The following is a 20,103-nucleotide window of genomic DNA, read 5'->3' on the forward strand; positions in this document are numbered from 1 at the left end:
ACGGTTAAGCCGTAAATAACGTCTGGGCACGGTCAAAATCGAAGGCCGCCCCCACGGGTTGATAATTTTCAGGTAAAATCAGGGCACCCGGCCGTTGCGGTGCGTTCGGTAAGTGGAGTTCACGGCCAGAAACGATCATGCCGTCGCTTTCGACGCCCCGTAATTCGCCCGGCCAAATAATTAGACCATCGGGCATCATTGCACCGACCTTGGCTACAACAACTAAAATGTCGGCTTGCATGTTGGGCGAGCCGCTGACAATTTGTAACGGTTTATCGAGGCCGACCTGTGTCTTGGTCACTTGCAAGTGATCGGACTTCGGGTGGGCTTCCGCCGACTCAACGTACCCGACGACGAATTTCGGGTCCGTATCAAGGACTAGTTCCGGTTCAAAATCGTTGGCTTTTAATAAATCATTTAATTGGTCGACTTGGGCCTGCGTCAAGTGAACCTGGCCGTTAGCGTCCAATTGGCCGAGCGTCTTCGAAACATCAAAGAAATTATAGCCGAGGGTCTGGTCGTTAGCCGCATCACTGATGCGCGTCACAGTGGCGTGCGTTTCGATCTTCTGATCCGCGCTATCCGGACGTAAAATTGCGATCAACGTATCGCCCAATTCGGTTGGATTATAACTTGTAATTAACATAGGAAACCCCTTTACTCTCGTTTTAAGCGTTCAATATATAATTATAACGTATTTCTCCTAAATCTTACTGATTAATTATGACTTTTCTTTGTATTGTCGTCAATCATTGGTATACTAAATTTGAATAAAAGCTAATTTTTAAAAAAAGTTGGTCGAAAGGAGTACGCAACATGACTAAACAATTACAATATGGCGGCTTATTGGCAGTTGGCATGGCTGGCATCGCCGGGGGCTTTTCCGTTGGCGGCCTGCTCAAGCGGTTGCGCCGACCAACCCCCAACCAAATTTTGAACCAGGTCAAACGGGCCTTTCTCAAGGAAGCCCCCATTGAAGGTTCTTGGATTGAAATGACCAAGGCACCCTTACAAAAATTCGCGGTGCGCACCGACGTCTACCATGGCGGGATTACCCGTTACGAAGACGGCACCTTGGTTCAATACGAGTTCTTAGCGGACGCCAATACGGGCAGTATCTTAGATATTTACCGCCTTTAATCGTAAAGCGCGTTCCAACTATTATCGTTCGAAAACGACAAAACGGCTGTGACCAACGTCACGGCCGTTTTTTTATGCAGTTTGATATTCTGGTGCGTCTTGCGGTAAGTACCAGTCCCGGATTTGACGGGCGGTTTTACTGTCAATAAAGCGGGCTTCCACCGACTTATTGTCATTACCGGCACGTACTTCCAGCGTCAGGTGAACCAGATCACGCCGTGCCATCCAGACACTCTGATTGATTTCTAGTGATTGAACGCAGCGTCGTGGAATCAGGTACTGTTCGCGGCTAAACCACGCCCCATGCTGAACGCACACCACCGCGGGCGTTGCTAACGCCACCCCCGTCTGGCGGGCCGCGTAGTTCCCCTGCGCTACGGCTAGCGGCAACCATAGGAGCCAACTGGCGAGGTAAATCGGTAACCCCTTAGGTAACTGCCACCAAATAAAGCCGCCGGCCACCAGGAGCGCACCCAGCCAAACTAGGACGCAGTTCCGAATAAACAACCAGCGGGCGGCCGATCGCACCCGCTTAATCGTTGGTAACCGGTCTGGCAGCCAATCGATAAAACCACTCACGGTCGGCACCATCGCCGAACGCCGTAAAACCGGTAGCAAGACCAGGTTATGGTCACTCTCGGATTTTCCCGCTTGATCCGCGGTTAAAACCTGGGCCGTTACTAGCCGGGCCCACTGCCGAATCAACGTCTGCTTAAAGTGCACCGCCTGAATCCGCTGCTGATCGACACTAACGCGGCTGCGTTGGAAATAGCCGCGCGCCATCGTCAGGGTGCTGCGCTTCTTCGTCAGCGTAAAGCGGTAATAGCGCTGGATAATCGTCAAATAAGACGTTAGCAGGCTTAGGACTAACACTGCCACCATTAACGCAATTTGCCACCCAATTTGAATCACGTTCAGGTGTTTAAGCGCATCGTCAACGACTTCATCAGAAAAGATCGTGGTTAGCTTGTCGTACAGCCAGAAAAAGGCCAGTAAAATCGGCACGATGCCCATCGAGGTCAGCGCGTATAAACGCAAGTCGTGGCGGTTGATTTGAAACTGCCGCTCGCCGGGTCGCGCCGTCGTCGTAGTGGGCTGGTCAGTCGCAACCGTGGGATTCGTTGGCGCCCGCCGATATCGGTCAATTTGCTGGCCAACCGTGACTGGTACGACCGGTAACTCCCCTTCCGGCTCATCATCGGTCTTCCCGGCCGTCTCAATGGTCAGCCGTTCTAAACCGAACGGCCGTAGGAAAAACCACTGTTGGCGTTGAACCGTCTGAATCTTGGCGTAGGGAATGTGCACGACTTTACGTTCGAACAGTCCCCGGTTAATGGTGATACCCGCCGGTGTAACGGCGTAGGTAAAGCGCACGTAGCGAATGACGGCCGCCACAATGGTTGCAACCACCACGACCCCCGCTGCCAAGAATCCCCAGAAAGCGGCTTCACCGGTTAGGCTGCGCCAGCTAAAAAAGACTAGGATCACTAACACCAGACTAACCAACTGGCGTACGGCCCGCGCCACAAAAACGAACAACGCCGGCCACGCTAAGTGTTTATGCGTCATCGCGGGCCTCCCTTGCAAGCTGTAGGATTTGATCACGCAACCGTTCCGCGACCGGGACGGTTACCCCGTTGATCGAATAACGGGTCGCCGCGGTATCGACGGCGACCTCCCGCAATTGCTTGAATTGCAGCAACGGACCGGCCGCCAAGGTCACGTTTTGAATCCGGTTAATCGGCACCGCAATCTCGTGCTTGAAAAAGACGCCGGTGCGGACATAGACCGCTGTTTCCGTGATCCGGTAACGCGAAAACGCGTAGCGGTAAGGAATCACGGCTAATTCCACGATGACGTCTAACAAGCTTAGACCGACCGCCGCTAACGGCAACCAGAACCACCAGTTCAAATAAACGTGGGTCAACCATAGCGCGACGCTGATCAACAACCCAACGCCACCGGAAATCAGCGCTGAGTAGGTCCACACCGCCTTAATTTGCGACGGTAACTGTTCAGTTTGCATTCATTTCACTCCAAAATTAATTTACTCTTAGTCTACCATAGGTAAAATAACGCTCAAAGATTGCTTTCCCCTTAACTACAAAAACGGCCCGGCTTACGCCGAACCGCCCGCGCCACTATAATTTACGCATTATTTTAGCCACCAAAAATCAAAATTTCAATATTGGCAACTCAAAAAGCGACCCAGCTCCTGCCAGGTCGCTCATTACGCTACTTTTCAGCTGCTGGAAAAGTCGCAATAATTTTATAAATCGGGCCCTTCGCACTGAATTTTTGTTCGTACTCGGTTTCCACGTTCTCTTCGGGGGTGACGACCGCGTGTAAGTCCAACCAGACCTGTTCAAAGTGAAGCCCGTAGTTATTCATGCTGGTTAAGGAGAATTCAAACAGGCCGCGATTATCGGTCTTAAATTCAATCTGCCCGTTCGGCTTCAAAACTTCTTGGTACGCTTGCAGGAAGGTCTTGTACGTCAAGCGCCGTTTTTCGTGCCGAGACTTTGGCCACGGGTCCGAGAAGTTTAAGTATAACCGGTCGACTTCGTGCGGTTCGAAAAACGCGGTGACGGCCTGCCCGTCCGCGTGCGCTAATTGTAAGTTCGGTAACGGCTCAGCGACCAACTTCTTCAAGATGACCGCAATCACCGACGTTTGAATCTCAATTGCCACGTAGTTGATTTCGGGGTGGCGCTTCGCCATTTCAATAATGAACTGGCCCTTACCACTGCCGACTTCAATTTGTAACGGCTGCGTCTTTTCGAAGCGGCTTTGCCACTGCCCCTTCAACTGGGTCGGGTCTTCCGTAATTAATTCGGGATGGGCCGCAATCAGTTTTGGCGCCCACGGTTTGTTTCTAACACGCATATTGGTATAAACTCCTTATGATTTCAATAAAAGGGCCGCGAATTCCGACGGGGACTCGCGGCGCTCGGTAACTGTTTTCGATTAAACTTCGTACTGTGACAATTCTTCTAAGAAGATGATCTCATGGTTCATTTGGTGGTACTGATTACGATAATAATTGTCTTTAATATTAAGTAGTAAATTAACCTTGGCGTACCAGACCACGCGGGTGCGCATGGCGGCCGTCATCGTTTCGCCATAAGCTTGGAACCAGCCCTGCCAGTCCTTAAGCGGTACGTATTCGCACAATAACAGACTAATATCGGAAGCGGGGTCCGCAAAGCGCGCGGAATCCCAGTCGACCAAGTAAAGTTGCCGGTGATCAGATAGTAGCCAGTTCTTATGGTTCAAATCACCGTGGCAAACTCGGTAATCAGCCACTGGTAACTTGGGTAGGTGCCCTTTTAGGGCCGTTAACGTCTTCGCCATCAGCGGGTGGCGCCGTAAATCATCGGGCAGATCTTGTAAATACTGACCGATAAATTCTTGCGGGCGGACGACCTGGCCGCCAACCTTGGTTAACATACGATGAAGCAACTTGGAATTGTGCACACGTGCCAATAAATGCGCCACTTCAGGCAGCCGCATTTGTTGCTTGGTTAAAGTTTGACCATTCAGCCATTCTTGGGCCGTCAACGTATCCCCACTGGAGATGCGTTTCGTCCAAATCAATCGCGGGGTAATTTCTTCCATCGACAGCGCCGCTAAAAACGGCGAAGCGTTTCGTTTTAAGAACAACCGTTGGTGATTTTTTTTGCCCATGAACGCCTTGTTCGTATTACCATAAATCGGATATATGTCCCAGCCGTCATCAAGTTCGAAATCCATCAACCCCACTCCTTCCAAATAAATTTACCGTTCATAATTGACTTAACAATCACATTTTAAAGACCAAAACGGCTCGCGTCAAGTCCTTTTTAAACGTTGTGGTATCGGCGTTTTAAGCCAATCTGACCTTCGCATATAAAGCAACTAAGAGATAGATTTCAAACGCGTTGATCAACGTCAAAATGCCGACCTCAACTAACGATGCGTTGCTTGCCCAGAAGGCAATTAAAAAGATAATTGCCGTGACGCTCAACACGACCGTTAGTAACCGTTGAAAGTTCGCTAACCGCCGTTTTAACGCCACCGGATAAATGTGCGTAAAAACTATATTATCGTAACGCTTGTAAAACGGCAACAATTGGAACCCAATTAAGTAAATAAATAGCACGTCTAAGGCCATTGCTAACCAGCCGTGACCGCTAAAATAGAGCAGTACGGCGCCGATGACGGTCAAGCGGGCAACTAAGTTACTGAATTCGGTGCCACGGGCCATCCCGCGGCTAAATAGGTACCCGAACGCGTGCCGTTGGTCAGCGGGCAACCAGCGGTAAACCCAGTCTAAGTACCGGCGGCGTTTAACGGTTCCCTGCACCATCGGCACGTCGGTGAAGAGGTTAAAGAAACGGTAAATCCCGAGCATCCGGTTAGCCTCTAGCTTAACGTCCGCCCGCCAAGCAACCGTAATGCGCGGTTGCAACCAGCGGAACCAGAAGCGGAACCCAATTGCCAAAACTAGGCTACCTGAGAGCCCCTCCCACGGTCCGGCAAATAGGGTCAACCCAACGCCTAGTAGACTGACGACCCAGGTCATCCAACTACTCCAAGGCGCCGACCATGAGGACTTAAATAACTGCCGGGTCGCCGCGGTGGTATCGTACAGTCTGATCATGCTAACCGTCAGTTGGAAATCTTTTAGTAACACCTGGGTTAGAACCACCATCACGAGGTCAAGCCCCGAAAAGTGGTCAACCAGCACTAGCAGTGGCATTGTTAGAACAACCAACGCCACCTGCACGAGCTGTGCCAGCCACCAGCTGTAACGCCACGCGTGGCCAAGGTACTCTTGAAAATCCCGTTCCCGCGGTAACAAGAAGACCGGGTCGGCCGGTTCGATCAGGGTCGCGATCCGTCCGATCCGTAACCCCAGCCACAAAAAGGCACCGATAACGAATAAAATCCAAGTATCGCGCGGACCAACCGTCTTCAACCAGTTTGAGTAAGCCAGCCCCAAGCCACCGACAAAGAACATCAGGGCAATGACGAAGTGGTCGTTAAAGACTAGCCGTAAGTATTTCAGCATTTGCCGTAAGTGGCGTTGCAAGCGCCGTTGATAAAGCTCATTCATCGCGGGTCACCCCAGTCAAGCTCAGATAAATGTCGTTTAGTGAGTCCCCCGCATCCGGATAGTTCGCTTTAATTTCAGTGAAGGTTCCCTGGGTCTTGACTTCACCGGAATGCAACAGCACGAAGCGGTCACAAGCCTTTTCGGCGGTATCGAGCACGTGAGTCGACATTAGGACGGCGGCACCGCGTTTTTTGACCGTGGCAATCAGGTGCAACAAGTCGTGCACGGCAAGCGGATCAAGCCCTAAAAACGGCTCGTCAATGATGAACAACTTTGCGTTGGTCATGAAGGCGCAGACGATCATGACTTTCTGTTTCATCCCCTTGGAAAAGTTCGCTGGGAACCAGTCCAATTTATTGGCTAAGCGGAACGTTTTTAATAATTCAGTCGCACGTTCCCAGGCCGCTGCGTGGTCTAACCCGTAGGCTAAAATCGTCATTTCTAAATGTTCTTTTAACGTTAATTCTTCATATAATACGGGCGTTTCTGGAATGTAGGCAATCTGAGCCTTATACGCCTGTGGATCTTGGGCCAGCGTCACGTCGTTGAGCGTGATGGTCCCCTTCATCGGCGTTAATAACCCAATAATGTGGTTAATGGTCGTTGATTTCCCCGCGCCGTTTAAGCCAATCAAGCCAACCAGTTCACCGGGTTGGACGTCAAAACTAATATCTTTTAGTACCGGAATTTGTGAATAGCCACCAACTAAGTGGCTGATTGTTAATACCATCGGACTAACCTCTTTCTGTTTCATTTCAGTGCGTCTATTATAGCATAGGGCTAGCGGAGAGGTCCGCAACCGCTACCAGTTGCTTTTGATTGCGCTACCGTGATTAGTGTATAATGGTCACAACGTAATTAATGACCTAAATCTAAACTAGAAGGTGTTCTGCAATGACAGCTTTTGAACCGAATTTTGATGACGATTGTATTTTTTGCAAAATAATCAAGGGGGATATCCCGAGCTACACGGTCTACGAAGACGACATCGTTAAGGCCTTCCTGGACATTTCACAAGGCACGCCCGGGCACACCTTAGTGATCCCGAAGACCCACGTCGCGGACATTTTCGGTTACGACCGTGACCTCGCCAGCCTAGTCTTCGCCCGGATTCCTGAAATCGCGCGGGCTATTAAGGCGGCCGACGACCGCATTATCGGCATGAACATCGTGAATAACAACGGTGCCGTGGCCTACCAGTCGGTCTTCCATTCCCATTTCCACTTAGTGCCACGTTACAGTGACAAGGACGACTTCCGGATGATCTTCAAGGATAACGCTAAGAAGTACGATGAAACCGACTACGCCCGCCTTCAAAACGCCATTAAGGCGGCGCTGTAACTAAGGAGGAAGCGGTATGGCTAAATTCATTCGTAACGGTCTGATTGGGATCGGCCTGAGCGCCGGCGCTTACATGCTGATCAACCATAAAACTCCGGCCGCATTGTACCGGGATATTAAGAGCTACGTTCAAGACGTGCTAGACGCCGCTGACGAGGTGCAGTCGGCCCGCGAGTCACTCAGTGATAATTCGAACAACGTTTCGCTAGAGTTTGCGCACGCCGCCGAGGTATTCGACGATATTCAAACTGAAATCGATAAATTTCAATTTCAAATCGAACCACACCTCAAATTGTTAAAGCAGCACAGCGATCATTTACAGGCGACCCTCGATCACCTCGGTCAACCCAAGCAATAAATAATCACGCCCCCAATCAGCTTTCGGTGGTTGGGGGTTCGTTATTGCCCCCATTCTCTTTACAATGTAAATATCTAGCAAGCGAATTCAGCGGTCAAAGCCGCGCACGGACTTGTAAATAATACTAAAATGATGTCAAACCAGCTATACTTTATGAAGGCGTTGTGAATTCTCTGAAAATTTTGTAAAGATTTCCAACGACCTGCAGAACTTCAGATAGTTATGGTATAGTAGTCTGGTAAGTCTGCAGAGGCAGAAGATTTCAAGAATAGGATGTGTTTTTGGTATGAAAAAATGGCTTATTGCCCTTGCCGGCGTCTTAATGACGTTTACGTTAGCCGGCTGTGGTAGCAAGACAGTTGCATCAACTTCTGGTGGTAAAATCACTGAAAGCCAGTATTACAGTAGTATGAAAGGAACTTCTTCAGGTAAAGCCGTATTACAACAAATGATCCTGAACAAGGTTCTTGAAAAGGACTACGGTTCCAAAGTTTCTTCAAAGGCCGTTAACAAGCAGTACGACTCTTACAAGTCCAGTTACGGTAGCCAATTCTCAACCGTTTTATCACAAAATGGTTTAACGGCGAAAGCCTTCAAGGAACAACTTCGTTCGAACTTGTTACTTAAAGAAGCCGTTAAAGACAAGGTTAAGATTACTGACAAGGCTTTAAAGAAGCAATGGAAGTCTTACCAACCTAAGGTCACGGTTCAACACATTTTAGTGACGAAGAAGTCTAAAGCCGACGACGTTTTAGCCGAATTGAAGAAGGACTCCAGCCAAGCTAACTTCACCAAGTTAGCCAAGAAGTACTCCGCTGATACGACCACTAAGAACAAGGGTGGCAAGATGGCCGCGTTCGATAACACCGATACGACCCAATCCTCGAAGTTCTTGAAGGCCGCCTTCAACTTGAAGAACGGTGAGTACACGACCGAAGCCGTTAAGACGACTAATGGTTACGAAATCATCCGGATGATCAAGAACCCTGGTAAGGGTAAGATGTCTGATCATACCAAGGACTTGAAGCAACAAATTTGGGACAACGACATGAGCGACTCAACCGTCCTACAAAACGTGGTTTCCAAAGTGCTTAAGGGTGGGAACGTGTCAATCAAGGATAACGACTTGAAAGACATCTTGTCACAATACCTTTCAACTTCATCAACCACTAGCTCAAACTAGTCATTAAACGATAAGGCTGCGAAAAATCTGATTGATTTTTCGCAGCCTTTTTTATTTTCTGGATTGCCAACAGGTCCAAATTATCTGGCCGTTAATAACCAGCAATGCCAGTAACACAAGTTCACCGACGATTCCGATCGGCCAGTGCAGCTGGGTTAAGAAAAAAATCAACGCCCCCATCGACACCAGCCAACCGTACCGCCGTGCAAATGGAATCACCGGCGCATCCGGATGGCGCTTGCTCAAGCCATAAAGCACGCCAATTAGAATCAAACAGCTAAAGAATGCTCCGTTTTGTGGCATGATTGCCCTCCCCGTTGCGGGATTTGCTGCCCCGCTTTGCTTAGTATCAGCCCTAACGGTTACCAGCTTAACGCCGCTGATCACGGCCGACGACCACGGTTGCGTAAATATTCGGTAAAGGCATCAAAAAGACCTAAGCACCGTTAAGTTGGATGCTTAGGTCTTGATTTATTTACGCGGTTACTTTATTGCTTTGCCATTCACATGACGGGCTACCATCATGATCCTTCCTCTAACAACTCAAACATCAAATTCACAACCTCAGTGGAAATATCATCTGCCGAACCAAAGTTTGAACTGTGAAGTCCATACTTATTACGGACCCACAATCCCAAACTATAATGTTCTAAAAAGGCGTTCCCCCGCATTGCCAAGACTTCACCGCGTTCTTTTTCGGATAACCCATCAATGATATCATAGGCTAAATCGCTTACATATTCTTCAAATTTTTCATCTTTCGGTTGACTGAAGCCACAAGCAAAATCCACGGATAAATCATCCAAACTTTCAAACTTTCGAAACGCAAAACTAAACCGACACTCACTGGTATCGTCGACTTCCAAGTATGATGGTAACTGGTGCGCTTTAAAGTCACCACCATCTTCCCAAAATTTTCCGGTGTCGCTTGCACTTTTACTATCCCAATTAGACGTATAAACGGCGGTACCAAATGTAATTTTAAAGTCCTCATCCACGACATCGTAACCATAGACAAATTCATCAGAGATAATATCATTCTGCATAAATCTCGAGAGGTTGATATTTGTTTTCAATTCTAATTTATCAATTCTATTATTGGGAACACAATCGGTTTAAACACTTTTCTATCGAGAACCTGATACCCCTTATAGCGTATATCTTTTGGCTTAGCAATTAACTTGAAGGGGATTCTTATGCCGTCTGCCTCTAGCCAAAAGTCACCAATTTTTGAATGATAACTATCCATAAGTATCAACGCTCCTTTGTTAACATTATAGCGTAATCGGGTCTGATTCAAGTTGGATTATTCAATTATGTTTGCCATACGATATAAAAGCAGCCTCACCGCAACAGAATATGGCAATGAGACCGCTTAAGCCACGTCCAAAAGTTATACCATTTCATCTGTCAACTTGACAAGAACTAGTACAGAACCTCAAGAGTTAGTGATAGTTATGTTAACTTGTTTTTTTCGTTAGAAAATCTACTCGATCCTGACGTTTCTTAGCCATCGCTATTGGGTAACAATGGTCACAATAAGCTTTTCGGGTACGAAGAGAAGCAAACTGCTGACCACATCGAGCGCACATATTTTGGTAAGTTGGCTCACGCTCGAGCACATATTGTGCTGAGCGCATATCAGCAACTTTCAAGTCAAAAATTCGTTGTTGTCTTTTTTCTTCAGCATTCAGAGCTTTACATTCATCACAATATTTTGTACGGTTTGAGCGAGCTTCAAAAATCCGGTGGCAACGCTGACATCTATTATGATACACACGAGTCTTACAACCAGCAATCATTTTTACATCAGTACCTCGTTTATGAAACCCCACAATTCTGCGACAATCCGCGCAATATTTGGTACTATTTGACTCATCAGTAAAAATCAGACCACAATAAACGCAGGTGTATGAATACCTACGTTCTCGCATTTTTTTATACCAACTTTCAGGCATTTGGCGGGGACGTCACATCCGTTGCTTAGCCCGATCAGACATTACCCTTCCTGTAAAAACTTTTGATAAATGTCTTTTGGCATTATTTGACATGTGTTTGCCATAATTTGCATTATTTTTACCACTATTAGCCCTGCAATCCTTTTCACGGGCCGCCACCGACATGTGTTTCCCATAATTAGCCCCAGTTTTTCCATACATTCCATTGCCAACACCTGAATTACAATTACGTAATTTCGCCTGATTTTCAGGACGTTTCATCGGATTTTTGGCGCCGGCGATGGCCGTATGGTTACCATAATTCGGATTGCCCATTCCTGCATTATTAATTCGCATTTTAGCTCGTACTCGAGCTTTACCAACAGGATCATTACGGAGTAAATCACCGCCATCACCCCCACTGGCAATATTGTAACCGTGTCCGTACTGAAAATTAGATTGATACTTTGCAATCGCATCAATTTCAGCTTGATTCAATGCCTCCAAGGTCTGATAATAGCCTAACACATCGATTGTAAAGTTTTCCAAACCATATTTTTTTATTGCGCGCTGGATTAGTTTACCACTGCCAAAATAGGTCTTGACAAATACAGGGCTTTCTTTTTTACCAATATATATTTTTCCGTTTATCTGATTAGTTATTCTATAAGTATAGCCATAAACATTCTTCATAACTTTATCTTATCACCAAATTAATCAAAAAACATTTGCTAAGAAAAAGGGATGGGTGTGTCAAAGTTTTGTGTAGAACTCGTCTTTGTATGATTTGCCTCAAACATTGAGTCGATATACCTTGGCGAATACGTACATCGTTTAAACGGACTAGCATTACTTTTATTAGCTATTTTAAAAAAAGCCAAAGGAGAATACCATTTAGTGCTTTTCATCCGCCCCAATATTCGCTGATAAACGCCTCAAACCATACCTCTTAGTTTCCAATTAAAACTTATCAATCTGTAGCAAATTATTTTCCGTTCCTAACAGATATAGTGTTTCATACCACGATTAATATTACCTTTCTGATATCACCACCACATTTTGCTGATGCGGCTTAGTTATGGCTAAATCGTCACCATAATCAACGACATTATCCGTTAATCTTTTTAAATTTTTGCATACCTCTGCGAGATTGACTACGATTGTTGCCATATTGTGTCCTCTATCTTGCCAACGCAAAAAACACCAGTCATCAGCATCCCCGCCAATAACCAGTGTCCCTTCATCATTTTAATCCAGCACCGGCCGCACAAACGGCAAACTGTCGCCGGTATACTTACGGTCATCAAAAATCAAGGTGGGCACCGTCGCCACGCCGTTGGTCACCACATCGTTGGCCACCGCCGCCGCGACTTTTTTCGCCGCTGCTTGGGAGTGCGCGTCAAAGTTCGTAGTTAAGAACCCCGGCACCGCTTCTGCTGGTAATTCACGTAATTCGTCCTGGTGATCAAAAACCGCTTGGACGTAACTAAGTGCGGCTTGTGGTTGCGTGTAGTCGATGGCGTCTTGGGCTAAGTTGCCGTTTTCGAGCGCCGGCTTGGGCTTGTTCCAAAACTTGAGGTGGGCTTGTAGCCGGCCCAATTCAACCATTTCATCAATGACCGGCCAGTTGGTTTCCCACCACCGGCGCGTGTCGGGACAAACTAAATTTAAAACCGCAATCAAGGTATGCGGTGCGGTTGTCGAACCGAGGTTAAGCGTCGTTGCGTCACGCAAATCAAAATTATATGCCGCCATGTGAGTGCCTGCTTTCTATTTGTTTACGCCTAGTATAGCCAGCCCCATTTTATCCTGTCAAAAGAAGACCCATCCCAAGACTAAAAAACCAGCCTTCCGTAACAGAAGTCTGGTTTACTCGCTTTTCAAACTGGTTGGGCGGTCACTGGAATCGTCAAAGTCCGCCGCGGTTTCTTAATTTTTAAGTTACCCGCCTGATCGTACGTTAACTGGGCCGCATAGTGTTCGTTAACCCCGTGCTCGTACAGCAGCGTTTTGAACTGGGCAATCCACGCGCGGTAAACGTCGGGGTGGTGGGTCGCCAACTCGAAAACGTCGCTACAATCATACTTGTCCATCAAAGCTGCAAGGTGCCCATCAACAAACGCCTGCCAGAACCGGTTGAACGCTAACCGCTCCCGCGCGGGTAAATTCTGAATAACCTGATCAAACTGTTGGCAAACCGTTACTTGAGTCATAAGAAGTCCCTCCGTTTGATTCATTTCTAACGATTATACACCCATTTGTGGTCAGTTGAACAAACTTTTTAAAGCGTTTTCATGGACCCCCGTTCAGTTTTACCTTCAAACGCAAAAAAGTACCGGCATTCCGTCAGAATCCCGATACTTTTTAACTATTGGCGTAATATTTTAGCCAGTGGCCGTCCCTGCGCTAACTCGTCGACCAGCTTATCCAAATACCGAATTTGGCGCATCAATGGATCAGCAACCGTTTCGACCTGCACGCCACAAACTTTGCCGGTAATTAAGTGCGCGTTAGCGTTCAACTGCGGCATTTGTTCAAAGAACGTCGCCACCGAAACGTCATCGTCAATTTGAGCTTGTAGCGTTGCCGGTTGGTACCCGGTCAGCCAGCTGATCACCTGAATCAGCTCAGCTTCACTGCGGTGTTTGCGGGTCACTTTATTAACGTAGGCCGCGTAAATCGTCGCAAACGGCATGCTAAAAATTTTTGGTGTTGCCATTGAACCACCCCCATTATTTTTCTTAAGGATAGCATGGTCACCACCATTTGCCGATTAAAACGCGCTGATTAGAGTGCTGCCGGCACCGGAACCCCGTAGGCTTGGCCAATCGCCTGCATTTCAGCGATGGTCTTGTCATCGATCGACACACCCTGAACCAGATTTTCATCGTAGTGCTTATATTCGCGGTCACCCGGAATCATAATTTTAGTGCCTGGTAAGTGCTTCAAGTGGCGAATCCGGTCGAACATGTCCGAAACGTTGGCCGTCAAGACGTCCAAGTCGCCGAAGACGGACGGATCGATAACCATGAAGAACTGACTGAAGTCGTGCTTTCCGACGTTCGTGTCCGCGGATAAGGAACCCTGCGCTAAAATCCCGGTTAGGATTTCGATGATCAGCGAGTTACCAAAACCTTTATAGTTCGAATTGACTTCGTCCTGACCACCGAGCGTCAAAACGCCACCGCCTGGTCGGTGGGCGGAAAAGGCAATCGTGCCTAAATTATCTTCCACCTTCTGAGCATCATGGAGCACGTGGCGGTTTTCGTCGACCGCCCAGTCACCGGGGATTTTTTCACCCTTCTTCGCCAAAACTTGAATTTTCCCACTGGAAACGACCGAGGTCGCCCCGTCAAAAACGAACGGGTGTGGCTTTGCCGGAAACGTAAACGCAAAGGCGTTTGAACCCAAGAACGCTTCTAACGCGTTAGTTGGTACAACCAGCGGACGGGTGTTGGTCGTTGAAATCCCAATCAAACCGTGCTTGCAGGCCATCCGTGAGTAATAGCCAGCCGTCCCGAAGTGGTTCGAATTGCGGATAACCGCCATCGCAAGCCCCATCTTCTTAGCCTTTTCAATCAACTTATTCATCGTAAAACCGGACGCAATTTGCCCCATACTCTTATTAGCATCGACCAATAAGCTCGTGGCGGTTTCCTTAACCACTTCCGGCTGATGAGTTGGTTCCAACACGTGGTCCTTCATCATCCGGGTATACCAGTCTAACCGTTGAATCCCGTGTGAGGAAATCCCCCGCAGGTCGGCATCGACTAAGGTATCGGCTAGTAAGGCGCCGTCCTGAGCATTAAATTGTTGGGCCTTAAAAACGGCCTCTAAAAATTGACGTTCCGCTTCCGCACTAATTCGCATTGACGTTCCCCTTCTCAATCCTATCGGCCCACTCAGTCTAACCATTCCTTAATATTCAGCGGTCAACTTAGCCGATAGCTTTTTAATCTTAATTTCATCATCACTTAAACTTAGCTGACGTTAACAGAAGTAATTATGTCGCTTTTAATGAGAAAATTCAAGGGAAAATTAATGATATTCACATTTTTATCAGTGTTCAATTAGATTAACGTTTAATTAAAAAAGTTACGGCTTTTACCGTAACTTTTCAAGCAGTCAATGAACGTTTAAACTAAGCCTCGAACCGCTGCCAATAGTCCGCCAAGTAACGACTCGTCAGCCCACGTGGTGCTTGAATCAACGCATGCGGCGTCCCTTGCGCCACGATTTGGCCGCCACTCGCACCGCCGCGCGGTCCTAAGTCGAGGATTTCATCCGCGTTGACGATCAAGTTGAGGTCGTGGGTAATCGTGATAATCGTCGCCCCACGGTTTAATAATTGCTGCATAACGTTGACCAGCGTTTTAACGTCGAGTGGGTGCAAACCAATCGTTGGTTCGTCAAAGACGAAGAGCGTCGTCGCCTGATTATGGTTGAGATGCTTAACCAGCTTTAACCGCTGGGCCTCGCCACCGGACAGGCTTGGCGTACTTTCACCTAAATGAAGGTAACTCAAACCAACCTCTTTTAGCAGTTGCAACTCCCGCTGAATTTTCGGAACCGTTGGGAAAACGGCCAGCGCTTGGTTGATGTCTAGCTTCAAAAGGTCAACGATCGAATAGCCGTGCCACTTAACGACCTGTACGGCCTGGTTATACCGCTCGCCGTGGCAAACTGGGCAGACCTGTTGCATGTCGGGTAAAAATTGAATGTCTAAGGTCACAACCCCGGCACCGCCACAGTTCGGACAGGCGCCCTGTTTATTATTATAAGAAAAATAACTCGAAGTAAAGTGTTTCTCTTTCGCCAGCGGTTGACTGGCATACAGGCGCCGCAGGTTATCCATAATACTGGTGTAGGTCGACACCGTTGACCGCTGGGTTTTACCGACCGGCGAAGCGTCCACGCTAACGACTTCCTTGATTGGCGACGTCAGCGCCTTAACTTGCGCGGGGAGCGGTTCGCCCTTGATTTGCCGCCGAATCGCCGGTACTAGACTATCCAAAATCAAGCTAGTCTTACCGGCACCGGAAAAACCGGTCACGGCGCTCATCCGGTTGACTGGTAAACTGGTCTTTAAATCCTTCAAGTTAAAATAGTCTGCCACTTCAAAGCTTAACTGGTCGGCGGTCTTTAAACTAGCCGGGCGACGGGCCATCAACTGGGCACTGCCGTTCAAGTACGGGCCGATTTTAGATGCCGGGTTCGCCGCAACGTCGGCCGGCGTCCCCTGAGCAATCAGCTGGCCGCCTTCCGCACCGGAACCGGGACCGACTTCCAAGATCCAGTCAGCGGCCTGAATAATGTCAACGTTATGGTCGACGACAACTAACGAATTTCCCTGATCGACCAAGGCCCGCATAATTTTAAGCAGGCCGCTCACGTTATCCGGGTGCAAACCGATCGACGGCTCGTCCAGTACGTACAGCACACCGGTCGTCTGGGTCCGCAACGTCCGCGCGAGCTGAATCCGTTGCAACTCACCAGTCGACAAACTGTTCCCGTTGCGCGAAATCGTTAAGTAGTCCAGCCCTAATTCCAGCAGTGGCCGTAAGTCGTCTTCAAATTCTTTGAAGAGGCTCCCCGCAACTTTACTCATATTGGCTGGTAAACTCGCGAGTACCCGTTGCTGCCAGTCGGACAACTCACCCAAGGTTAATTCACTAACCTCGGCAATGTTTAGTCCCCCGGCTCGTTGTACCAGTAATTCTGGCTTTAAGCGCGTACCGTGGCAGACCGGGCAAGTCGAAAAGTGGAAGAATTCGGCGATCCGCTTCTGGGCGCGCTCGCTCTTGCTGCTTTTCGCCGATTCCAATACCGCGGCGTGCGCGTTTTCATACAACGCGTTAAAATCGTGGAAAACGCGACCGGTGCCAGAAACGAAATCCATCTTATATTTCTTTTGTGGCCCGTTCAGCACAAAGTCCTTTTCCTTAGCGGTTAAGTCGCGGTACGGCACGTCGATGCGGACACCGGCTTGAGCCGCCACCGACGGCATAAAGTTCCGTCCCGGTAGGTGCCAAGACGCCACCGCCCCTTCTTCAAGCGTCAGGTGGTCGTCACCGATCAGTTTACTTTCATCCAACTCACGGACTTTCCCGGTTCCTTGACATTCCGGGCAGGCCCCGTCGGCGTTAAAGGCGAAGTCTTCGGCACTGAAAGCGCCAAATTGTACCCCACAGGTCGGACAGGTCAACTGTCCCATTTGAAAGCCATCGCGAGCCATCGCCTGGGCAATTTCCAGACTGGGCTGCAACCGGTGCCCGTTCGGACAAACTGGTGCCCCGAGCCGTGAGAAAATCAATCGAATCACGTTAAACAATTCACTCATGGTCCCAACGGTCGCCCGTTCAGACGGCACCGCCGGTCGTTGTTTCAACGCCAAGGATGACGGGATGTGCTTCACGCTCGTCACGTCAGCCTGGGCGCCCAACTTAATCCGTCGGCGGGTGTAAGTCGATAAGGCCTCCAAGTAACGACGCGAGCCCTCTTCGTACAAGATCCCCATCGCGAGTGAACTCTTTCCCGAACCGGACAGTCCCGAAATCGCCACGAACTGGTGTAACGGAATGTCAACGTCGATATTTTTCAAGTTATGGACCCGTGCTCCCCGGATCTCAATTTGTGTCGGTAATTTTGATACCATTCAAACAACCCCCAGTAACTCATTTTTTTACCGTAGCCGCATCCGCCCACACCACTTCTAAGAATGTCCAACCAATCAAAACTAGCCGTTAGCTATCAGCTAACCAAGCGGTCGTTTGTCAACTTGCTAAACCAAGTGGGCAACAACCTTAATCCTTTAAAGATTACAGCTGGTACGTCCGCACTACGCATACTTCACACAGCGCCAGTATACCACACGACAACTCAACCACCGGCTGAATTAATCACCACTTTTTTTCGCCAAAAACGCCGGCTGTCAGAAATTTCCGACAACCGGCGTACTAATTTTCATGCACTTGATTCACTAATTGGTCAGACTACCGCCCACATTACGAGTGCCGGTGCCGGCTAGCCTTGACAACCGCCTTCATCGCACTTTTACCGCCAAACATCCGTTGTAGCTTGGCCTGTTCACGCTGACGGGCGTCTAAGCCCTGATAACTCAGTTCGCGTTGCAATTTCTGATAACTTTGCAAACGCTCAGTACTCAGTTGACCAGCCGCCACGGCAGCCAAAACCGCACAGCCGGGTTCGTTAACGTGCCGGCAATCGTTGAACTTGCAACCGCGGGCTAAACTGGCGATGTCTTCAAAGGTCTTCGCCAAATCACCGGTATACAGTTGTAAGGCCCGCATCCCCGGCGTATCGATGACGACCCCGCCGCTGGGCACAACGAGCAGTTGCCGACTGGTGGTCGTGTGACGGCCCTTATCATCATCCGCCCGAATCTCCCGGGTACTGAGTAGCGGTTGCCCAACTAGCGCATTAATCAGCGTAGATTTACCGACCCCCGACGACCCGACAAAGGCCACCGTTTGTCCCGGCTGAACGTGGTCCGCAATCAGCGCCATCCCGTCCGCGGTTTTAGCCGAACACACGATGGTTTCGACGCCGACGCTGACTTCCGCTAACGCGGCTAATTTTTGGGACACGTCCTGACAAACGTCGGCCTTGGTTAGAACCAGTACCGGCGTCGCCCCGCTTTCCCAGGCCATCGTCAGGTAGCGCTCCGCCCGCCGCAAGTTAAAGTCGGCGTTTAGCGACATGCAAATGAAGACGGTGGTTAAATTTGCCGCAATCAGTTGGGCCTGATTGCCAGCACCGCGCGCAAGGACGCTGACCCGCGGGAGCACCCGTTCAATTTGGGCCTGGTCACTGGCCACGTTGGTCAGCCAGACCCAGTCACCGACCGTTGGAAAATCAACGCTGGTACTCAGCTGATGGCGCAACTTACCACTGACCGCCGCGGTAACGGTACCGGCTTCGTAGACGGCTTGGTATAAGTCGCGGTGCTGCGCCGTAATTCGTGCCAACACCACCCCCGTTAACGTGGGCATTTGGGTGGCAAAGGTGGTCGTTAATCCGTATTGTTGTAACGTTAAATTCAATTTAATAATCCTTTCGCAAGTGCGGCTTTTCCGCTAACTCACGACAAAAAAGGCGTCGTTAAACGACGCCCCACCGAATCGGTGGGTGTCGGAGGTGGTCTATTAACCAGGATGGAAATTGCGCGCACTTAAACAAGCAGCCCTAAGTCTGCTAAGTGGCATACAACCAAACTAGTTATTGACCGACATCCGACAACCCTCCTTCAATATAGTGGCATAAGCATAGCACACCCACCGATACTTAGCAACACTACGTCTGTTTCAACGGTTGCCTCAACCGGGCCAGCCCGTATGTCAAAATCGCACCAATCAAAATTCCAGTCGCGTTAGCCAGCACGTCGTTAATATCACTACTGCGATTGATCAGACAATTTTGCGGCAGACCGTATTGAACGGCTTCAACCCCGCCACCGATCAACCCGCCGACCACCGTCATTAACGGGAGTGACCGGGGTAGCCAACGACCGATCAGCCACCCCAACGGTACCGTTAAGCCAATGTTTTCAACGAATCCTAAGCTGGTGACGTTTAAGTGGGTCAAGTTGACCTGACCAACGCCGGCCGGCATCACGTAAAGGGCAGAACCATCAAAAGAAATTGGGGTAAACACAATCATGCTCAAACCGACGAAGTAGCCTAACCATAATAAACGGCCCCACCGATGCGATCGTTGCACCACACCGTAACTAAGCGCCACCAAAATAATGATGAGAACTGGTAACCAGCGCATCCAACCACCCCTTTCCGAGCGAATTGGGACCTAGCTTAACTGAAATCGGCGCCGCCGTGTTGGTTTCAAAGCGACCTTTACCCTTTCTTCGGTAATTTAAGCTTTCTTAGGAAAATTCATATAAAAATTTTTATACATTTTGGCAACTCACAAGCTGTTAAAGCCTTGCAGCTTATCGGTTAATCGGCACTAGCTAATATTCAAATTATGCATAAAAATTTATTTTTATCAATTTTTATTGTATTAATAATCA

At 48.8% G+C, this 20,103-nt stretch carries 23 protein-coding genes; 4 read left to right on the forward strand and 19 right to left on the reverse strand.

What is annotated here, in order from left to right:
• Positions 1-4: 4 nt before the first annotated feature.
• Complete coding sequence (ytpR, locus tag FFM82_RS00150) at positions 5-646, reverse strand: YtpR family tRNA-binding protein (protein ID WP_137643843.1); 642 nt, start codon at positions 644-646, stop codon at positions 5-7.
• A 170-nt stretch (positions 647-816) separates the two neighbouring features.
• On the opposite strand from ytpR, the gene FFM82_RS00155 reads away from it, so the two are divergent.
• The gene (locus tag FFM82_RS00155) at positions 817-1,140 is read left to right on the forward strand and encodes a PepSY domain-containing protein (protein ID WP_137643844.1); all 324 of its coding nucleotides are present in this window, start codon (positions 817-819) and stop codon (positions 1,138-1,140) included.
• Between the two features lie 72 nt (positions 1,141-1,212).
• Here FFM82_RS00155 and FFM82_RS00160 read toward each other — a convergent pair whose 3' ends face one another.
• From FFM82_RS00160 to FFM82_RS00185, 6 genes are all read right to left on the reverse strand, one after another.
• Positions 1,213-2,709, reverse strand: a complete 1,497-nt coding sequence (locus FFM82_RS00160; protein ID WP_137643845.1) for a PH domain-containing protein — start codon at positions 2,707-2,709, stop codon at positions 1,213-1,215.
• The gene (locus FFM82_RS00165; RefSeq protein WP_137643846.1) at positions 2,699-3,166 is read right to left on the reverse strand and encodes a PH domain-containing protein; all 468 of its coding nucleotides are present in this window, start codon (positions 3,164-3,166) and stop codon (positions 2,699-2,701) included. Before FFM82_RS00165 ends, FFM82_RS00160 begins: the two co-directional genes overlap by 11 nt.
• A gap of 209 nt (positions 3,167-3,375) precedes the next feature.
• Positions 3,376-4,026 carry a tRNA (guanosine(46)-N7)-methyltransferase TrmB gene (gene trmB / locus FFM82_RS00170; protein WP_137643847.1) on the reverse strand — a complete coding sequence of 217 codons (651 nt, stop codon included), beginning with the start codon at positions 4,024-4,026 and terminating at the stop codon, positions 3,376-3,378.
• A gap of 81 nt (positions 4,027-4,107) precedes the next feature.
• Positions 4,108-4,893 (reverse strand): phosphotransferase family protein, encoded by a 786-nt coding sequence (locus tag FFM82_RS00175; RefSeq protein ID WP_137643848.1) that lies wholly within the window; start codon positions 4,891-4,893, stop codon positions 4,108-4,110.
• A 112-nt stretch (positions 4,894-5,005) separates the two neighbouring features.
• The gene (locus FFM82_RS00180) at positions 5,006-6,238 is read right to left on the reverse strand and encodes an ABC transporter permease (RefSeq protein WP_137643849.1); all 1,233 of its coding nucleotides are present in this window, start codon (positions 6,236-6,238) and stop codon (positions 5,006-5,008) included.
• Entirely contained in the window at positions 6,231-6,968 is a 738-nt protein-coding gene (locus tag FFM82_RS00185) for an ABC transporter ATP-binding protein (protein ID WP_137643850.1), read from the reverse strand. The genes FFM82_RS00180 and FFM82_RS00185 overlap by 8 nt, the downstream gene beginning before the upstream one ends.
• Positions 6,969-7,132: 164 nt before the next feature.
• Here FFM82_RS00185 and FFM82_RS00190 point away from each other — a divergent pair, with 164 nt between their 5' ends.
• The 3 genes from FFM82_RS00190 (at position 7,133) to FFM82_RS00200 (ending at position 9,120) form a co-directional block, all read left to right on the forward strand.
• The gene (locus FFM82_RS00190; protein WP_137643851.1) at positions 7,133-7,579 is read left to right on the forward strand and encodes an HIT family protein; all 447 of its coding nucleotides are present in this window, start codon (positions 7,133-7,135) and stop codon (positions 7,577-7,579) included.
• A gap of 16 nt (positions 7,580-7,595) precedes the next feature.
• Positions 7,596-7,937, forward strand: a complete 342-nt coding sequence (locus tag FFM82_RS00195) for a hypothetical protein (protein WP_137643852.1) — start codon at positions 7,596-7,598, stop codon at positions 7,935-7,937.
• Between the two features lie 286 nt (positions 7,938-8,223).
• Entirely contained in the window at positions 8,224-9,120 is an 897-nt protein-coding gene (locus FFM82_RS00200; protein ID WP_137643853.1) for a peptidylprolyl isomerase PrsA, read from the forward strand.
• A 51-nt stretch (positions 9,121-9,171) separates the two neighbouring features.
• Here the strand turns inward: FFM82_RS00200 and FFM82_RS00205 are convergent, their stop codons facing one another.
• The 12 genes from FFM82_RS00205 to FFM82_RS00255 form a co-directional block, all read right to left on the reverse strand.
• Positions 9,172-9,423 (reverse strand): hypothetical protein, encoded by a 252-nt coding sequence (locus FFM82_RS00205; protein ID WP_137643854.1) that lies wholly within the window; start codon positions 9,421-9,423, stop codon positions 9,172-9,174.
• Between the two features lie 218 nt (positions 9,424-9,641).
• Positions 9,642-10,196, reverse strand: a complete 555-nt coding sequence (locus FFM82_RS00210; RefSeq protein ID WP_225425555.1) for a hypothetical protein — start codon at positions 10,194-10,196, stop codon at positions 9,642-9,644.
• A gap of 384 nt (positions 10,197-10,580) precedes the next feature.
• Positions 10,581-11,078, reverse strand: a complete 498-nt coding sequence (locus FFM82_RS00215) for a hypothetical protein (protein ID WP_137643856.1) — start codon at positions 11,076-11,078, stop codon at positions 10,581-10,583.
• A gap of 12 nt (positions 11,079-11,090) precedes the next feature.
• Positions 11,091-11,750 (reverse strand): GIY-YIG nuclease family protein, encoded by a 660-nt coding sequence (locus FFM82_RS00220; protein ID WP_137643944.1) that lies wholly within the window; start codon positions 11,748-11,750, stop codon positions 11,091-11,093.
• Positions 11,751-12,089: 339 nt separating this feature from the next.
• On the reverse strand, positions 12,090-12,227 hold the full coding sequence (locus tag FFM82_RS13480; protein ID WP_170178161.1) for a type II toxin-antitoxin system Phd/YefM family antitoxin: 138 nt from the start codon (positions 12,225-12,227) through the stop codon (positions 12,090-12,092).
• Between the two features lie 78 nt (positions 12,228-12,305).
• Positions 12,306-12,812: a thioredoxin domain-containing protein gene (locus FFM82_RS00225; RefSeq protein ID WP_137643857.1), complete on the reverse strand. Its 507-nt coding sequence runs from the start codon at positions 12,810-12,812 to the stop codon at positions 12,306-12,308.
• 125 nt (positions 12,813-12,937) lie between these two features.
• Entirely contained in the window at positions 12,938-13,270 is a 333-nt protein-coding gene (locus tag FFM82_RS00230) for a hypothetical protein (protein WP_137643858.1), read from the reverse strand.
• 155 nt (positions 13,271-13,425) lie between these two features.
• On the reverse strand, positions 13,426-13,776 hold the full coding sequence (locus tag FFM82_RS00235) for a DUF2200 domain-containing protein (RefSeq protein WP_137643859.1): 351 nt from the start codon (positions 13,774-13,776) through the stop codon (positions 13,426-13,428).
• Positions 13,777-13,844: 68 nt separating this feature from the next.
• Entirely contained in the window at positions 13,845-14,927 is a 1,083-nt protein-coding gene (locus FFM82_RS00240) for an Ldh family oxidoreductase (RefSeq protein WP_137643860.1), read from the reverse strand.
• Positions 14,928-15,198: 271 nt separating this feature from the next.
• Positions 15,199-17,712, reverse strand: a complete 2,514-nt coding sequence (locus FFM82_RS00245; protein WP_137643861.1) for an excinuclease ABC subunit UvrA — start codon at positions 17,710-17,712, stop codon at positions 15,199-15,201.
• A gap of 349 nt (positions 17,713-18,061) precedes the next feature.
• A complete protein-coding gene (rsgA, locus tag FFM82_RS00250; protein WP_225425557.1) occupies positions 18,062-19,120 on the reverse strand; it encodes a ribosome small subunit-dependent GTPase A in 1,059 nt (352 codons plus the stop codon).
• A gap of 250 nt (positions 19,121-19,370) precedes the next feature.
• The gene (locus FFM82_RS00255) at positions 19,371-19,850 is read right to left on the reverse strand and encodes a VanZ family protein (RefSeq protein ID WP_137643862.1); all 480 of its coding nucleotides are present in this window, start codon (positions 19,848-19,850) and stop codon (positions 19,371-19,373) included.
• Positions 19,851-20,103 lie beyond the last annotated feature (253 nt).

This window comes from Lactiplantibacillus plajomi, assembly GCF_005405405.1.
Classification (GTDB): domain Bacteria; phylum Bacillota; class Bacilli; order Lactobacillales; family Lactobacillaceae; genus Lactiplantibacillus; species Lactiplantibacillus plajomi.

Excerpts from the sequence above, each read along its gene's own strand:
- FFM82_RS00180 (WP_137643849.1), bottom strand. The coding sequence starts at position 6,238 with ATGAATGAGCTTTATCAACGGCGCTTGCAACGCCACTTACGGCAAATG.
- FFM82_RS00220 (WP_137643944.1), bottom strand. The coding sequence starts at position 11,750 with ATGAAGAATGTTTATGGCTATACTTATAGAATAACTAATCAGATAAAC.
- FFM82_RS00245 (WP_137643861.1), bottom strand. The coding sequence starts at position 17,712 with ATGGTATCAAAATTACCGACACAAATTGAGATCCGGGGAGCACGGGTC.
- FFM82_RS00225 (WP_137643857.1), bottom strand. The coding sequence starts at position 12,812 with ATGGCGGCATATAATTTTGATTTGCGTGACGCAACGACGCTTAACCTC.
- FFM82_RS00230 (WP_137643858.1), bottom strand. The coding sequence starts at position 13,270 with ATGACTCAAGTAACGGTTTGCCAACAGTTTGATCAGGTTATTCAGAAT.
- FFM82_RS00155 (WP_137643844.1), top strand. The coding sequence starts at position 817 with ATGACTAAACAATTACAATATGGCGGCTTATTGGCAGTTGGCATGGCT.
- FFM82_RS00240 (WP_137643860.1), bottom strand. The coding sequence starts at position 14,927 with ATGCGAATTAGTGCGGAAGCGGAACGTCAATTTTTAGAGGCCGTTTTT.
- FFM82_RS00200 (WP_137643853.1), top strand. The coding sequence starts at position 8,224 with ATGAAAAAATGGCTTATTGCCCTTGCCGGCGTCTTAATGACGTTTACG.
- FFM82_RS13480 (WP_170178161.1), bottom strand. The coding sequence starts at position 12,227 with ATGGCAACAATCGTAGTCAATCTCGCAGAGGTATGCAAAAATTTAAAA.
- FFM82_RS00190 (WP_137643851.1), top strand. The coding sequence starts at position 7,133 with ATGACAGCTTTTGAACCGAATTTTGATGACGATTGTATTTTTTGCAAA.
- FFM82_RS00195 (WP_137643852.1), top strand. The coding sequence starts at position 7,596 with ATGGCTAAATTCATTCGTAACGGTCTGATTGGGATCGGCCTGAGCGCC.
- FFM82_RS00165 (WP_137643846.1), bottom strand. The coding sequence starts at position 3,166 with ATGCAAACTGAACAGTTACCGTCGCAAATTAAGGCGGTGTGGACCTAC.
- trmB (WP_137643847.1), bottom strand. The coding sequence starts at position 4,026 with ATGCGTGTTAGAAACAAACCGTGGGCGCCAAAACTGATTGCGGCCCAT.
- FFM82_RS00175 (WP_137643848.1), bottom strand. The coding sequence starts at position 4,893 with ATGGATTTCGAACTTGATGACGGCTGGGACATATATCCGATTTATGGT.
- FFM82_RS00215 (WP_137643856.1), bottom strand. The coding sequence starts at position 11,078 with ATGCCTGAAAGTTGGTATAAAAAAATGCGAGAACGTAGGTATTCATAC.
- FFM82_RS00185 (WP_137643850.1), bottom strand. The coding sequence starts at position 6,968 with ATGGTATTAACAATCAGCCACTTAGTTGGTGGCTATTCACAAATTCCG.
- FFM82_RS00205 (WP_137643854.1), bottom strand. The coding sequence starts at position 9,423 with ATGCCACAAAACGGAGCATTCTTTAGCTGTTTGATTCTAATTGGCGTG.
- ytpR (WP_137643843.1), bottom strand. The coding sequence starts at position 646 with ATGTTAATTACAAGTTATAATCCAACCGAATTGGGCGATACGTTGATC.
- FFM82_RS00160 (WP_137643845.1), bottom strand. The coding sequence starts at position 2,709 with ATGACGCATAAACACTTAGCGTGGCCGGCGTTGTTCGTTTTTGTGGCG.
- FFM82_RS00235 (WP_137643859.1), bottom strand. The coding sequence starts at position 13,776 with ATGGCAACACCAAAAATTTTTAGCATGCCGTTTGCGACGATTTACGCG.
- FFM82_RS00255 (WP_137643862.1), bottom strand. The coding sequence starts at position 19,850 with ATGCGCTGGTTACCAGTTCTCATCATTATTTTGGTGGCGCTTAGTTAC.